Source organism: Paenibacillus gorillae, assembly GCF_000513275.1.
GTDB classification, from domain to species: domain Bacteria; phylum Bacillota; class Bacilli; order Paenibacillales; family Paenibacillaceae; genus Pristimantibacillus; species Pristimantibacillus gorillae.
Genome location: NZ_CBVJ010000096.1, coordinates 1 through 14,253 on the forward strand (window position 1 = coordinate 1; position 14,253 = coordinate 14,253).

The 14,253-nt window shown below is 51.0% G+C and carries 14 protein-coding genes, 1 pseudogene and 1 other annotated feature; of the genes and pseudogenes, 9 read left to right on the forward strand and 6 right to left on the reverse strand.

Translation table 11 applies throughout. The features are described from left to right. Positions 1-391 precede the first annotated feature (391 nt). Positions 392-658, forward strand: a complete 267-nt coding sequence (locus TY10_RS17610) for a DUF2642 domain-containing protein (protein WP_081735344.1) — start codon at positions 392-394, stop codon at positions 656-658. Between the two features lie 201 nt (positions 659-859). On the opposite strand, the gene TY10_RS31695 is transcribed toward TY10_RS17610, so the two are convergent. Next, positions 860-2,008: a DMT family transporter gene (locus TY10_RS31695; protein WP_042166239.1), complete on the reverse strand. Its 1,149-nt coding sequence runs from the start codon at positions 2,006-2,008 to the stop codon at positions 860-862. Positions 2,009-2,318: 310 nt separating this feature from the next. Continuing rightward, positions 2,319-3,104 (reverse strand): alpha/beta hydrolase, encoded by a 786-nt coding sequence (locus TY10_RS17620; protein WP_042166242.1) that lies wholly within the window; start codon positions 3,102-3,104, stop codon positions 2,319-2,321. Positions 3,105-3,335: 231 nt separating this feature from the next. Here TY10_RS17620 and TY10_RS17625 point away from each other — a divergent pair, with 231 nt between their 5' ends. The 4 genes and pseudogenes from TY10_RS17625 to TY10_RS17640 all read left to right on the forward strand — a co-directional run bounded on the left by TY10_RS17625 (position 3,336) and on the right by TY10_RS17640 (position 5,863). Then, positions 3,336-4,010 (forward strand): PspA/IM30 family protein, encoded by a 675-nt coding sequence (locus TY10_RS17625; protein WP_042166244.1) that lies wholly within the window; start codon positions 3,336-3,338, stop codon positions 4,008-4,010. Positions 4,011-4,123: 113 nt separating this feature from the next. Next, a pseudogene (locus TY10_RS17630) lies at positions 4,124-4,526 on the forward strand (DUF350 domain-containing protein). Between the two features lie 36 nt (positions 4,527-4,562). Beyond that, a complete protein-coding gene (locus TY10_RS17635; RefSeq protein WP_042166246.1) occupies positions 4,563-5,069 on the forward strand; it encodes a DUF4178 domain-containing protein in 507 nt (168 codons plus the stop codon). Positions 5,070-5,113: 44 nt separating this feature from the next. Continuing rightward, the gene (locus TY10_RS17640; RefSeq protein ID WP_042166249.1) at positions 5,114-5,863 is read left to right on the forward strand and encodes a DUF4247 domain-containing protein; all 750 of its coding nucleotides are present in this window, start codon (positions 5,114-5,116) and stop codon (positions 5,861-5,863) included. Positions 5,864-6,580: 717 nt separating this feature from the next. On the opposite strand, the gene TY10_RS32110 is transcribed toward TY10_RS17640, so the two are convergent. Then, complete coding sequence (locus TY10_RS32110; RefSeq protein WP_272945307.1) at positions 6,581-6,703, reverse strand: hypothetical protein; 123 nt, start codon at positions 6,701-6,703, stop codon at positions 6,581-6,583. Positions 6,704-6,854: 151 nt separating this feature from the next. Here TY10_RS32110 and TY10_RS29945 point away from each other — a divergent pair, with 151 nt between their 5' ends. Together TY10_RS29945 and argS are read left to right on the forward strand one after the other, a co-directional pair. Next, positions 6,855-6,971, forward strand: a complete 117-nt coding sequence (locus TY10_RS29945; protein ID WP_081735345.1) for a sporulation protein YjcZ — start codon at positions 6,855-6,857, stop codon at positions 6,969-6,971. A 212-nt stretch (positions 6,972-7,183) separates the two neighbouring features. Next, positions 7,184-7,449, forward strand: a binding site (T-box leader). Positions 7,450-7,498: 49 nt separating this feature from the next. Continuing rightward, entirely contained in the window at positions 7,499-9,208 is a 1,710-nt protein-coding gene (gene argS / locus TY10_RS17645; RefSeq protein WP_042166252.1) for an arginine--tRNA ligase, read from the forward strand. Between the two features lie 89 nt (positions 9,209-9,297). On the opposite strand, the gene TY10_RS17650 is transcribed toward argS, so the two are convergent. Next, a complete protein-coding gene (locus tag TY10_RS17650; protein WP_042166255.1) occupies positions 9,298-10,140 on the reverse strand; it encodes a helix-turn-helix transcriptional regulator in 843 nt (280 codons plus the stop codon). Positions 10,141-10,277: 137 nt separating this feature from the next. Between TY10_RS17650 and fabF the strand changes: the two genes are divergently transcribed. Continuing rightward, positions 10,278-11,522 (forward strand): beta-ketoacyl-ACP synthase II, encoded by a 1,245-nt coding sequence (fabF, locus tag TY10_RS17655; RefSeq protein WP_042166257.1) that lies wholly within the window; start codon positions 10,278-10,280, stop codon positions 11,520-11,522. Positions 11,523-12,325: 803 nt separating this feature from the next. Here the strand turns inward: fabF and TY10_RS17660 are convergent. Continuing rightward, a complete protein-coding gene (locus tag TY10_RS17660; protein ID WP_052350618.1) occupies positions 12,326-12,604 on the reverse strand; it encodes a hypothetical protein in 279 nt (92 codons plus the stop codon). 192 nt (positions 12,605-12,796) lie between these two features. Between TY10_RS17660 and TY10_RS17665 the strand changes: the two genes are divergently transcribed. Then, the gene (locus tag TY10_RS17665) at positions 12,797-13,810 is read left to right on the forward strand and encodes an LLM class flavin-dependent oxidoreductase (protein WP_042166259.1); all 1,014 of its coding nucleotides are present in this window, start codon (positions 12,797-12,799) and stop codon (positions 13,808-13,810) included. A gap of 72 nt (positions 13,811-13,882) precedes the next feature. Here TY10_RS17665 and TY10_RS17670 read toward each other — a convergent pair whose 3' ends face one another. Next, complete coding sequence (locus TY10_RS17670) at positions 13,883-14,128, reverse strand: hypothetical protein (protein WP_042166262.1); 246 nt, start codon at positions 14,126-14,128, stop codon at positions 13,883-13,885. Positions 14,129-14,253: the final 125 nt, after the last annotated feature.

Consider the following 14,253-nt stretch of genomic DNA (forward strand, 5'->3'; position numbering starts at 1 on the left):
TTTATATAACTAGGTTCGTGGCTACAGTTAACGCAGCAAGTTCCTTATTTAGTTGTATTCGAGCTCGATGCGCCAATTTAGCGAAGCACGTTCGTTATTTTGCGCATCCAGGTTCGTTATTCGTCTAACCCGTGAGTTACTTTTTCGCTGCAGCGAAGCAATTTTCGCTTTCCGTGAACCTTGGTTCGCGAATAGCGAAATTTAGTTCGCTGATGGTGATACCCCACCAGTTTGTCTTCTCAATAGCGAACTTGGCTTCGTTACATTGCGAAGCAGGTTCGCTATTCTGTGCTTCGAGGGTCCTTGCCCATTTCCTTTAAATATAGCCCATTCCCCTAACTAGGCAGCTGCATATGATGGGTTCGAATCTATATTCCAAGGAGTGGATCACTTGTATCACCAAAATTATTATGCTCAATACGGCAAAGTCAGTCATGAGCCGTTCAATCCCAGCCAAGTGCAAACCATCTCTTCCATCGACCCTTACGTGGTAGAGGCTTTGTGTAAACTAGCTGGCTGTTTCGTACTGCTGGAAACAACAAGAGGCGGAATCGAGGGTACTATCATTGATGTAAAACCGGATCATGTACTCCTCCAATTACACAACCGTCAAGCATGCGTACGTATTGCAGAAATCGTATGGACGATGCCGCTATAAGCATTGCCTAACATAGCCAAAAGAGACTTATGCAGCATGGCGCCTCGCCGCAGTCGGCAATTTGAACGTACATTGCTTTCTCAAACAAGTCGGCAATTGTGAAAATAGAGTCCCATCGCATCCATTTCCGGATGCAGCCAAAAACACCCCAAAAGTCGGCCAGCGACTGCTTGGGGTGTTCCCTACTATCCAATCGTCCTGCTATCCGCCGAACAATCTCATCAACAAAATGCCAGCAAAAGCTGTGACGATGCCGATCGTCTCCAGCTTCGTGAATTTTTCTTTTACCACAAATCGGGTATACAGCAACACGATGAGCACGTTGAGCGCAGTCACAGCCGACACTAGCCCGGCCTTGCCGTGATCAAACGCCGTTATAATGAGCATCATCCCCACCGCATTCGTAATGCCGACGCCAAGTCCGGTTAAAAAGGTCCGTTTGCCGCTCCAGCCAGCAAGCGACGACGACGCAGCCTTCTCCCCAACAGGCGATACTGCAGCAGAAGCAATTTGTACCTTAGCTCCTCGACCTCCCCTGACAGTCTCATTGTCTGCACTCGCGCTACCCTTCCTGCTTTCTCCCCTTACTATTGCACCTGGGCTACCCTTTTCTCTTTCTCCCCTTACTATTGCACCTGCGCTGCCCGTCTCACTTTCTCCCCATACTGCTGCACCCTCGCTGCCGTTCCCGATCGTCGCTCCAACAAATGCTCCATTCGCCGCCACAATCCCAACAGCTCTGGCAGCAGCCAGCCTTTCCCCTCGAAGATCCTTCAACCACCATAGGCCAAAGCATAGGCTGCCCATGGCGAACATGCAGACGAGCGTCGGGAACATTTGCGCTTCCATCATTGTTGACCATTTGCCCGACAGGTCGTTGCCGGCAAACAGCAGCATCGCCAGAAATCCCCACTGCGCTCCCTGCAAATTCGACCAGGACAAGTCATTCGAGTATCGCACCAGCAGTATACCGGTGATGATGACGGCAAAGGCGAGGAACTGCATGCCGTTAAGCTTTTCTGCCCACAATAGGTATGCCACAATAGCAACTACAACCGAAGGCAATGCGGTCAAAATAGCCACTAGCGACGCTTTGCCGACCGCAAAGCCCTTGAACATGCTCGCATTGGCGCCGAACGAGAACAGTCCCATCTGCAAGCCGATTAGCGCCGACATCGTCCACTGCTGCCCCGTCACAACGGCACAAATCAGGGTAATAACTGCCCCCGAGAAAAAAGTTCCGCATAACAGCGCATTTCGGCTAAGCGGCTTCTGACTCGTCCAATGATATAGAATGCCCCGCAAGCCGAAGCTGCAGGCAGCAAGAATTGAAAACAACAGCCAAACCATCCAAGCTCTCTCCTGTCTTTAACATCATGAAATAGATACTCTCCACATCTTCAACTATCATGACAGCTAGCCGTTTGCTTGTAAATGATCTCTTTTGTGGATAAGAGAATGACCAAAAATGTGGATAAACCTCACAGGACAGCGCCCCGCCTTAAAGTCCCTATGTTGATAATGTGGATAAGTTTGTGGGTATCTGCATCGACTTCCTGCACCATCCTTTACATGACTGCAGCCCCGACAGGATAAAAAAGAGCACAGGAAGCAAGGCAATTCTGCCCGCACTTCCCATGCTCCAGATGCCCGATGCCGTTTATTTAAGCGGCAGCCAGTCCAGCACGTCTTTGATTTTTCTATCCCAGTAGCCCCAATCATGCGACGCCCCTAGCTCTTCGCTATAGGTTAACTGCAAGTTCGTTTGCAGGCAAGCATCCCGGAAGCTGAGATTGTCCTTATATAGAAAATCTTCCGTGCCGCAGGCCTGATACAGCAATGGCTTCGGCCCCGTATGCTTGTCCGTCTGCTCCGCCATCCACAGCAAATCGTCGATCGTTCCCTTAATCGGCCTCTCCCCAAACGCCTTCATGACCGGCACATACAGCCCATTGTCCGGCTGCAGCTGCTCCCGGTGTTCGTGCATATCGAGCGCTCCGGAAAGACTCGCCGCTGCGGCAAAACGGTCAGGATAGTTCATCGCCCATTTGAAAGCACCGTAACCGCCCATGGACAAGCCCGCTACGAAATTTTGCTCCCGTTCTGCCGACAATGGGAAGAAGGAGCGCGCCACAACAGGCAGCTCTTCAGTCAAAAATGTCCAATACCGGTCACCCTGCTCCATGTTGGTATAGAAGCTTTTATGCAAATTTGGCATGACGACAGCGAGACCCAGCGGTGATGCATATCTTTCGATCGATGACCGGCGCAACCAGATCGTATTATCGTCAGATAAACCGTGGAGCAAATAAAGAACCGGATGCTTACCCGCGCCCCCAGCCCCTTCCATGCCGATCTGCGATACTGTCTTTTGCGGCAAAATAACCGTCATTGAGGTGCTCATGCCTAACGTTTCCGAGAAATAATCACATTGAACCAGTGCCATTGCTTTTTCCTCCTATGATGAACGCTATGTATACCACAAATTGTATAGGAATCCGCAAAGTCCTTCAATGCTTGATCTTTGACCGTTTTTCACCACAACATTCACCAAATTTATAAATAGATTATTAAATTCATCTGCACTTGAAACTAATTGAGGTTTATAATCGTAAATAGAGCTATTCGGTACCGACGATAACTAAATCATCCAAACATAATTAGGAGGCCTGTACAAATGTCTATTTTCAAACGCCTGCGTGACCTGACCCTTTCCAACGTGTATGCCCTGATCGAGAAAGCTGAGGATCCGATTAAACTGACTGACCAGTATATTCGTGATATGACCGAGGACCTGGCAGATGCTGAAAAAGCGGTAGCTGCTCAAATCGCCCTTGAGAAAAAATTCAAGCAATTGTACGAGGAGCAAGCTCAACTCGTTGAAAAACGCGGAGAGCAAGCGCATGTCGCTGCTCAAGCCCAAAACATCGATCTGGCCCGCCGTGCGCTGGAAGAGAAAAAATCGGCTGAAGCGAAAGCTGCCGAGTACAAAACGAGCTATGACAGCAACAAAGCAATGGCCGACAACCTTCGCGGCAAGCTTGATGAAATGCGCAAACAGCTCACTGACATGAAAAACAAACGCGAGACGATTGCCGCTCGCTTCAATGCTGCTAAAGCGCAAGAGCAAATCAACAAGTCGATCGCTGGCTTCGGTACGGACTCTGCAAGTGCAGGTCTGAAGCGTATGGAAGAAAAAATGCTGGAGATGGAAGCTCGCGCCGAAGCAAGCAACGAGCTGACGGTAAACAAAGGCAAATCGCTGGACGATGAATTTGCAGCTCTCGGCAAAGACAAAGCGGTTGAGGATGAGCTTGCCGCCCTTCTGAAACAATACGAGAAGAAGGAATAGTAAGCAACGGCGCTGCTTGAAGCGCCCTGTCCGCCGGAGTTTGGGATCGGGAAGCCCGATCGCAAAACCGGCGGATTTTGCAATTATTTTACCGATATCGGGGGAACGATGGCATGACTTGGACGGATTTGCTGCAAATTCCGGTGTGGACCGCCGCTGGCGCGGTATTGCTGTTTGTATTGATGTATTTGGACTCATTAACGACGAAATATCATGATTTTCAAGAAATGAAAGACGGTAATATTGCAGTAACGACGCGCTTTGTCATGAAGCTGGGCGCACAGGCGTATATTTTAGCACAATCGATCGGGCAAGCCACTTATATGTGGGAAGCACTCGCGATTTCAGTTGCTTCGTTCATTACGCTGCTCGTGCTGGAATGGCTGTTCCGCCGGACTTTTTGCGGCAACGGCAGGTATACAATTGGAGCAAGGCATTCATGATGGCAAAATCGGCTACGCGCTTCTTGCAGGATCGCTTCATATTGCCGGGGCGCTTATTATTGGATCGGTATAATAATAACGACTGCGAGCAGAAAGAGGGAACGAAACGATGAGCCTTTTCAAACGGATTAAAAATATTTGGGCGAAGCCGGCACCCGTCCAGGCGGAGAAAAGCATTCTGTCTTTGACCGCAGGCGATGTGTGCGAGGTTTCACTCGTAACGTATCAGGTAACGGGACGCACGCAAAACCGCAGCCGCAACGCGGTCGTCCTGACGCTTCAGGACGGTACCGACATCCGCTACTTGTGTATTGAAGAGCGGGAGCGTACGGTTTTCGCTTTGTACGAGCAGATCGACGGACGGCTGGATGAGATCGATGAGGTCCCGACTACGCTTGAGCTCGATGACCGCGCGTACCATATGGAAGAACATTTTTCGGGCATGATTATGGCAAACGGCAAAACGCCGTTTATGCAAGGCGGCGAGCAGCATGTCTGGCAGTACCAGTCCGACGATATGCGACTGCTGCGCGTAGAGTGGCAGGACGGCCGGTTCATGCTCTACACAGGCGAGTCTGTGCTGCCGGCAGACGTTCACGTTCTGAGAGGCGTATAGACAGCTGCATGACGAGCTGACTTATGCGTAGAGGAGGACACAGCATGGAGAAAAAGTGGTGGCTGCAAGGCATAAAAGTTTTACTGCTGCTTAGCTTCATCGTCCCGATGCTCGCCGCTTGCGCGATCTCGGATACAGTGAAGGAGCAATACCCGCTTGAATCGGTCAACGGCTCCGGCAGCTCAACCTCGTACGTGTACCGGGCGGAAAATCAGACGGTGCCGGAAGTGGCAACGCAGCTGATTGAGAAGAAAAAGCCGCAGGAAAAGTCGAAAGAAAGCACGGATCGTATGTTCCTCGTCTATTCCGACGAGATCATCCATATTCAACAAGCGCCTGACGCTCCTGAGGACACGCTCATCGAAGTCGACTCCAAGGAATACGTCCGGCAAAACTACAATATGAGCTTCCTTGAGGGTTACCTGCTGGCCAGCCTGATCGGCGACCTGTTCGATAACGGACGGTACGGCAACGGCGGCTACAGAGGTTATTCCTCGAAGGATGTCTACAAGCCGCAGGGCACCTACCGGAAGCCAAGCGATCAGGACGTGAAAAAAGCGCCGCCGATGACGGTTGACCGGACGGGCACGATTTTCAAACGTTCCAAAAATGCCGATTCCACTGTAATGGGCGGCAAAAAGGGAAGCTCTGGTTCGTCCAGCGGCTCCAAGGGCACGATCATTACGGGCGACAAGAAAGGCAGCTCGGGCAAAAAGGGCACCGTCTTCACAAAGCCCAAGAAAACGTACCCGAAAGTCCGATCAGGCTCCGGCCGGATCAGCCGAAGGCGATGATATGAAAGCAATGCCGATGCAGGACGAAGCGCCCTGCGTCGGCATTGCTTTTTTTGTTATATGACTGTAATGCAGCCGTAATTCAGCAACTTAAAACTGTTACTGAGTCATCCTGGAATGTTGTTCGGCTGTGGTTGCCCAACCTGTTACTAAGTCGTCCCGTCCTAGGTCATACTCTAGCCCGGTTGCTCAACCCGCTTCTGCCCCTTATAGCTCCTACTCGGGTTCCCGCTGCTCGAACGAACCGGATTCGCTATTTTGCGCACCTAACTTCGCTGCACTGAGCCTTTAACTAACTTAAAATGACTATAGCGAAGCAAACCTCGCTGTTGGTGAACCTACGTTCATGAGTAGCGAAAATTGCTTCGCTATTGCTCGACGCTGGACTGTGACTGCTGCCTCCAACGAAATTGCCTTCGCTATTTTTGCGAAGTCGCTTCGCTCCAGTTGTAAAAGCAGCTCCGTTCCAGCTCCTACCCCCACCCTGCTGCTCGTACGAACCGGATTCGCTATTTTGCGAACCTAACTTCGCTGCACATTGCCCTTAACTAACTTAAAATGACTATAGCGAAGCAAACTTCGCTGTTGGTGAACCTACGTTCATGAGTAGCGAAAATTGCTTCGCTATTGCTCGGCACTGGACTGTGACTGCTGCCTACAGCGCAATAACCTTCGCTATTTTGCGAAGCAGCTTCGCTCCAGCGTAAACCGCCACCTTCACTCCCTTCCCATACCGCAATCACCTTCGCTAATTAAATTAGCGAAACCGCTTCGCTCCAGCGTCAACCCTCCCCCGCCTCCCGCTCCATAGCACAGCCCCTCCCCCGCCTCCCGCTCCATAGCACAGCCCCTTCCTCTCTCCCGCCTACTCCGCCCATCATTCCTCAACAATTACCCGCTATCCATTCGCTCCCTGACAAACACCCACGCCAATTGTGACAGGCATGCATATCTTATAATGTACTCAATACGTGAGGAGGTGCATTTCAAAATGTCCGGTTACGTAGGTGGTGCTTTTTCGAACACGGGAGTTATTCTGGTTCTCTTCATTCTGTTGGTGATTATCGCTTGCAGCTGCGGTTTGGGCGGCTGGAACAAAGGCTGCTAAGTTAATCCCCTCAATTTGCCCTAGTGATTGCACCAGCTCATGCAGAAAAACGTCCCGCTATCGCACGCCAAACCTATAAACGCTTATACGCTTCCATTGACTATTCCAAATTACAAAAGACCCTGCGAAGGGTCTTTTGTTCGTTCTTTACTTATAAAATTGTTTGACTTTTCCGTCATTTTTAATTATGATAGCTGACATTACTTGAATAGCGAATGTCGACGAACGGGACAGTAGTCTGCTCCTGTCATATCAAGCGAGCCGGGATGGTGGGAGCCGGTTATGACCGAACAGATGAAGCGGACCCGGGAGATGGCTTGCCGAATACGAGCGCAGCGTTAATTTGCAGCGTCACCGTCGTAGGCTTGCCCGGTTCAGAACCGTTACAACGGCGAGATGCCCCTATGATGCGATCAATGCATGCATGATCATTCGGGCAATAAGAGTGGTACCGCGGGAATTGAACCCCGTCTCTTCTGAGACGGGGTTTTTATGCGTTCATTTTATCGTTCAGGAGGTTGATCTCATTGTTAAAAAAACATATGGCCCAAAAACTGGCGTCTAGTCTGCCACTTAGCGAGGAAGAAATCTTTCAGGCTCTTGAAGTCCCCGCCCATGAGGCTCATGGCGACCTGGCGCTTCCTTGTTTTATTTTATCCCGCAAACTGAAGCTAAGCCCGCAGCAGATTGCCGCTGAATGGGCACCTCAGCTAGCACACGAATACTGGCAGGTCGAAGCAGTCGGCCCTTATTTGAATTTCAAGCTGAACCGCTCGCTTGTGATGGAGCAGCATATGTCAGGCAGCCGGGACGGAGCCGGATTTACGGCAGCGCCAAATATCGGGCAGGGCAAGCGCGTCATTATCGATATGTCCTCCCCTAATATTGCGAAGCCTTTCGGCATCGGCCATTTGCGTTCGACGATGATCGGCAACGCGTTGTACCATATTTTAAGAAAAGTCGGGTACGACACCGTCAATGTCAATCATCTGGGCGATTGGGGCACGCAATTTGGCAAGCAAATCGTTGCTTATTTAGAGTGGGGCGATGATGCGGCAATTGCTGCCGATCCGATCAAAGCGTATTTATCGCTCTATGTAAAATTTCATCAGGAAGCCGAAAGCCGGCCTGAATTGGAGCTGCAAGCAAGAGATTGGTTCGCCAAGCTGGAAGCCGGCAACGAGACCGCGCTGAATTACTGGGAGAAGTTCATCACCGACAGCAAGACGGAATTTCAGCGGCTGTACGACAGGCTTGGCGTCCGCTTCGACCATGTGCTTGGAGAAAGCTTTTACAACGATAAAATGGATGCTGTTGCGGAAGAACTGGAACGGCTGGGGCTGCTGGAGGAAAGCGATGGTGCGATGGTCGTTCGGCTGGATGAAGAAGGATTGCCGCCCTGCATGATCCGCAAATCAGACGGTTCTTCGATTTATGCAACCCGGGATCTGGCTACGGCGTTATACCGCCATGATGTGATGGGAGGCGATAAGCTGCTCTATGTCGTAGGCTCTGAACAGACGCTGCACTTCCGCCAAATTGCTCTCGTACTGGAGCGGATGGGCAAGACTTGGGCTAAGGAACTGCAGCATGTACCGTTTGGCTTGATGCGGATGAATGGAAAAAAGATGTCCACGCGTAAAGGAAAAGTCGTATTTCTGGAAGAGGTACTCGACGAGGCGGTGCAGCATGCGCTGCAGAAAATCGAAGAGAAAAATCCCGATTTGGCCGATAAGCAAAACGTTGCAGAGGCCATCGGCATCGGAGCGGTTGTGTTTGGCGACTTGCTGCATTCCCGTATATTGAACGTCGACTTTAATTTGGCAGAAACGGTCAATTTCGAAGGCGAGACCGGCCCGTATGTCCAATACGCCTATGCCAGAATTCAGCGTCTGCTGTCACGCGCCGAACTGGAGTACGGACAACAGCAGCAGACGGAGGGAGCCGCATCGTATTCATTCCAAGAGGCTGCGGACGATTATAGCTGGCAGTTGTTCAAGCATCTTGTCGCTTATCCCGAGGCGCTGGCGCAAGCGGCCGAACGCAATGAGCCTTCGGTACTCGCAAGATATTTGATCGAGTGTGCGCAAGCTTTTAACCGTTTTTACCGCCACCAGCGTATTTTTACAGACAACAATGCCGAAAGAACGGCTAAGCTCGAGCTCGTAAAAGCAACTGGAGCCTGTCTGGAGGAAGGGCTGCATCTGCTCGGCATTCGTACGCCGGTTGAGATTTAACTAGAAAATTCAAATGGAAAGCGGGACGCCTCTTGAAGGCCTCCCGCTTCATCCATACATTATTGCGCCGTATAGCCAGTATCTCAACGCTACTGCTTCTCCATCAGCTGTCTCAGCTTAAATTCGGTGGAAGACTCCGGAGCCGGCGTATAAATGCTGCAGCGCAAATCTGCGCTTCCCTGTACCTGCAGCGAAGTAAGATGAAACAGCATTTTGCCCGCTTTTGCATGACGGAACTCGATCAGCACCTCTGGAGCCGACTTCACATCACTTTGCCTCCAAAGCCGTTCAAAATCCGGATGTGCTGTCTTCATCTCCTCTAAAAACCGCTCATACCAATCGTCCTCTACATATTGCCCGTAATAGGCCCGGAAAATCGCAAGAAAGCCGCTCGTAAAATGCTCCCAGTTCACAGCAAGACGCTGCAGCTCCTTTCGGGTAAAAAGCATCCGGATCATATTGCGCTGATCAGCCGGAATCCGTTCAAAATCAAGAAAGACATGAGCGGCGGCCTCGTTCCAGCCGACAATATCATATCTGCGATCGGTAATGATCGTCGGACAATTTCGCAGCTCTTGCAAAATCCTCTTCAACGACGGGCTGATTTCATGCTGCGCTTGCCCCTCTTTCGGAGCCGTTTGTCCGCCTGTCTCCAGAGCCAGCGCGAACAGATATTTTCGCTCATCGACGCTGAGCTGCAAGGCGCTTGCCACGCAATCCAGCACAGATGCGGACACCCGGATATCCCGTCCCTGCTCCAGCCAGGTGTACCAAGTCGTGCTTACGCCAGCTAGCTGTGCAACCTCTTCCCGGCGCAGCCCTGGCGTTCTCCTGCGGGTTCCTGCCGCCAGTCCAACTGCTTCTGGTGAGATTTTGGAGCGCTGCTGCTTTAAGAAAGCGGACAACGCCTGAAGTCTCGTTTGCTGATTCATTACTGATCCCACCTTACTCAACCTTTATCCTAGTAGTCATTATACTATTATAATCTACAACTTGTAATAGGATATCAAACATGACAAGATAACATCTAAGAATCAGTAACCTTGGATGAATTGAAGGAGGAATATAGATGGAACGAGTCGTTATTACAGGTATGGGCGTGCTCTCCCCCCTCGGAAATACAGTTGATCGTTTTTGGGAAGGGCTGCAGCGCGGAGAGTCAGGCATTACAAAGATTGATACGTTTGATGTATCGCGCCATAAATCGCAAATTGCAGGTCTCGTTAAAAACTTTGATGCAGAAGCTATATTCGGTAAAAAAGAGGCGCGGAAAATGGACCGTTTCTGCCAGCTGGCACTGGCCGCTGCCGAGCAGGCATGGGAGGATTCCGGCTTAGGAGCGCCGGATTCACCGCTCGATTATGAGCGCCTAGGCGTTTACGTCGGCTCAGGTGTTGGCGGCATTCAGACGCTGCTCGACCAGTCCGATATTTTGCGAGCACGCGGACCGGAGCGAGTAAGCCCGACGCTGGTACCGCTAATGATCTCGAACATGGCTGCCGCCATGATCAGCATTAAATACGGCGCGACAGGGCCTACGCTCTCGCCGGTAACGGCATGCTCCATCGGCAATACGTCGATTGGGGAAGCAGCAAGACTCATTCGCCTGGGCGGAGCCGATGCGGTAATCGCAGGCGGTACAGAAGCTGCCGTGACGGACATTTCGCTTGCAAGCTTCAGCAATGCGACGGCGCTATCTACCCGCAATGATGATCCTACTCATGCCAGCCGCCCATTCGATGCGGGCCGAGACGGTTTCGTTATGGCGGAAGGCGCGGGTATCTTGATACTGGAATCCCTCTCGCACGCCCAAAAGCGCAATGCTCATATTTACGCGGAGGTAATTGGCTACGGCGCCAGCTCCGACGCTTATCATATGGTCGCGACTCATCCCGAAGGAATTGGCGCCTACCAGGCTATGCGTGCTGCGCTTGCTGATGCAGGCGTCCAGCCGGACGAAGTGGACGTCATTAGCGCCCATGCTACGAGCACGGTCGTTGGGGACAAATCGGAGACTGCGGCGATCAAAAAGCTATTCGGCGAGCATGCTTACCGGATTCCTATTACAGCCAACAAATCGATGACGGGCCACCTTCTCGGCGCTTCCAGCGCTGCGGAAGCCGTGGCGCTCGTCAAGTCGATGCAGCATAATCTCATTCCGCCGACAATTAATCTGGAGGAAGCGGATCCCTTCTGCGATTTGGACTATGTTCCTGGCGAGGCTCGTGAAGCAAACTTGACGATTGGCTTGTCCAACTCATTTGGCTTCGGCGGCCATAATGCCGTTATCGTGCTGAAGAAGTTCACTTCATAAACGGGGCGCGGGTGTCTCACGTTCAACTATCACACAGTGCAAATGCCTGTGTACGATATAGTTTCACTGCAACGTTTGGTCCATGCTGCCATTCTTGATTTCATTTTTTGATTTTTTTTGGATCATCATTATGAATAAAATCTGCGAAAAGTCATCCTGAACTCAAACGTTTACGTTACACTTTTCTGGGCACTGGCACTGGCACTGGCACTGGCACTTTCATTGGCATCAGCATCAACAGCTGCATTTGTCTGCACACCTCCAACTTAGCTCACAAACTCCTTTACAACGAATCGCCTTCGCTAATTAACGAAGGCGATTTCGCTATAGAATGCTGCTGCAGCTGAACTGGTTTGCAGAGCGAAGCTATTTTCGTTAACCGTGAACCTAGGTTCGCGAATAGCGAAAGCAGCTTCGCAAATGAATAAATCCCTGCCTTTAATAACCCAAACAACGAATTTAGCTTCGTTAATTTACGAAGCAGCTTCGCTAAACCGATTAACGAAATGGTTCCGCAGATGTAACGTTACTTTACAGCTCTATAACCGCTCATTACTTACTCAGCCTTCGTTGCAAGGTGACTGGACAATTGCACAAAAACATAGCAGAGGTCCTGATGCAGGGTAAACTCACAACTAACAGACTAACAACTATCGGACTATCCGTCTATCCGTCTATCCGTCTATCGCGTCCTCTTGCCCCATGCTCACGATAAGTGCAGCACCCTTACATCGCCAAAAAAAGAAACGGCTTCGTCCATCTGGACGGAGCCGTTTCTGCTGTTAAGACGTTTAAAGTGGCAATTAAACTCTCAGCGAAGCCGGGATCAGGTCTTGATCGTTGATTTGACGTTCAAACAAATCCGCGTTCTTCTCGAAGCATCCGCAATAGTAGTCCTTCCGGCAAAGCGGGCAAGGCACGTTCAGCATGCGGGTAACGCCGGTCAATTTCCATTCTGGAGTGCTGCTGTAGAACAACCGCGCTCTGGAACCGTCGCCAAGCGTCATAATGTACTGGAACAAACCGGATTTCATGTCTTTGTCCGCCAAGGTTACATTCTTAATTTGCAGTTTCGAATTCAAGATTTTCACCCTTACTGTTCATTATTCACGATTGTGTAATAATACCCTTAATAACGCCCCAAGTCAATATTTGCGCTGATTTTGAGCCCTCCGGCACGCCCGGTTGATGTTTCCAGTCCACTATCGGTATAATAATAAATGTATCTAAAATAATAACAGTTAGCAGTTTTTCATCATAGGAGGTACTTGATCATGATCAAATTAGGTATATTGGATCAATCTCATATCGGGGAAGGGCAGCAAGCCGCAGATGCGCTTGCGGATACGACAAGACTGGCTCAGGAAGTGGAAAAGCTGGGCTACAGCCGCTATTGGATATCCGAGCATCATGCCGGCAAGATGCTTTCCTTCTCCACTCCGGAAATATTAATCGCTCATCTGGCGAATGCCACGGAACGAATCCGTCTCGGCTCTGGCGGCGTAATGCTTCCTCATTATAGTGCCTATAAAGTCGCGGAAAACTTCAAGCTGCTAGCAGCACTGTATCCCGGCCGTATCGATGCCGGATTCGGCCGTGCGCCCGGCGGCATGCCGCTCGCGACGAGAGCGCTGCAAGAAAATAAGTTCGTCGACATCAACAAATATCCGCAGCAGATTATGGACTTCGTCGGCTATTTGAACGGCAAGCTGCCGGAGGGCCATCCTTTCTCTGGTCTGCATGCCGCTCCTTCCATCTCACAGCCGCCGGAGGTATGGCTGCTCGGTTCCAGCTTCGAGAGTGCGCGCATCGCAGCGCAGCTCGGTACCGCCTTCGCATTCGCCCAGTTTTTCGGTACACCGGGCGGTGAAACGGCAATGAAACACTATCAGGAGCATTTCCAGCCCTCCCCGTCCAATGATCGTCCGAAATCAATGGTCGCTGCGCTTGCCATCTGCGCCGACACCGAGGAAGAAGCGAATCAGCTTGCACTGAGTACCGACCTGTTCTTCTTGTTGCTGGAGAACGGCGTCGACCAGCATGGCTTCCCTTCGGTTCAAACGGCGCTAGACTACCCGTATACTGAAAATGATTTGTACCGGATCAACCGGGCCCGTGAACGCCGCATTATCGGTACACCGGATCAAGTGAAAGCGGGCTTGCTCCGTCTGGCTGAGCAATACCAGGCAGACGAAGTGCTCGTTATGAGCTCGATTCATAACTTCGAGGCAAGGGTGAAATCTTATCGCCTGTTGGCCGAAGCGTTTGGCTTGTCGAACCATCAATAAGCAATATAAAAACCCTGCATCACTCGCCGCCATGGCGTATAATGCAGGGTTTCCTATTTTCTCATGTGACGCTTATTGAACAGCCGCCTGACTCATATAGATGCGGCAAACCTCCGCCGCCTCCCGTCGAAGCAGCTTCGCCTCGCAGGCTGCAGCAGCTCCGGCAAAGATACGGCTGTCGCGAAACAAACGGAGCAGCAGCTCCTTGGCCGCTTCATGCGCAAGCCGCTCAGATTGGAGCAGGCCGTAGCACAACCGATAGCCGATAATTTCCAGCTCTCTTAACCTATCTATCTTACGATCCTGCTCCAATCCCACCGTTTCCGCCGCCTCTCGTATGAGCGATAAATAACTCTGCTATAAGGAAGACGACACGGGGCAGCAAAAAATAACAAAGCCTAACAAAAAAAATTTTATCTCAACTCGATGAACTGCCTGAGCAG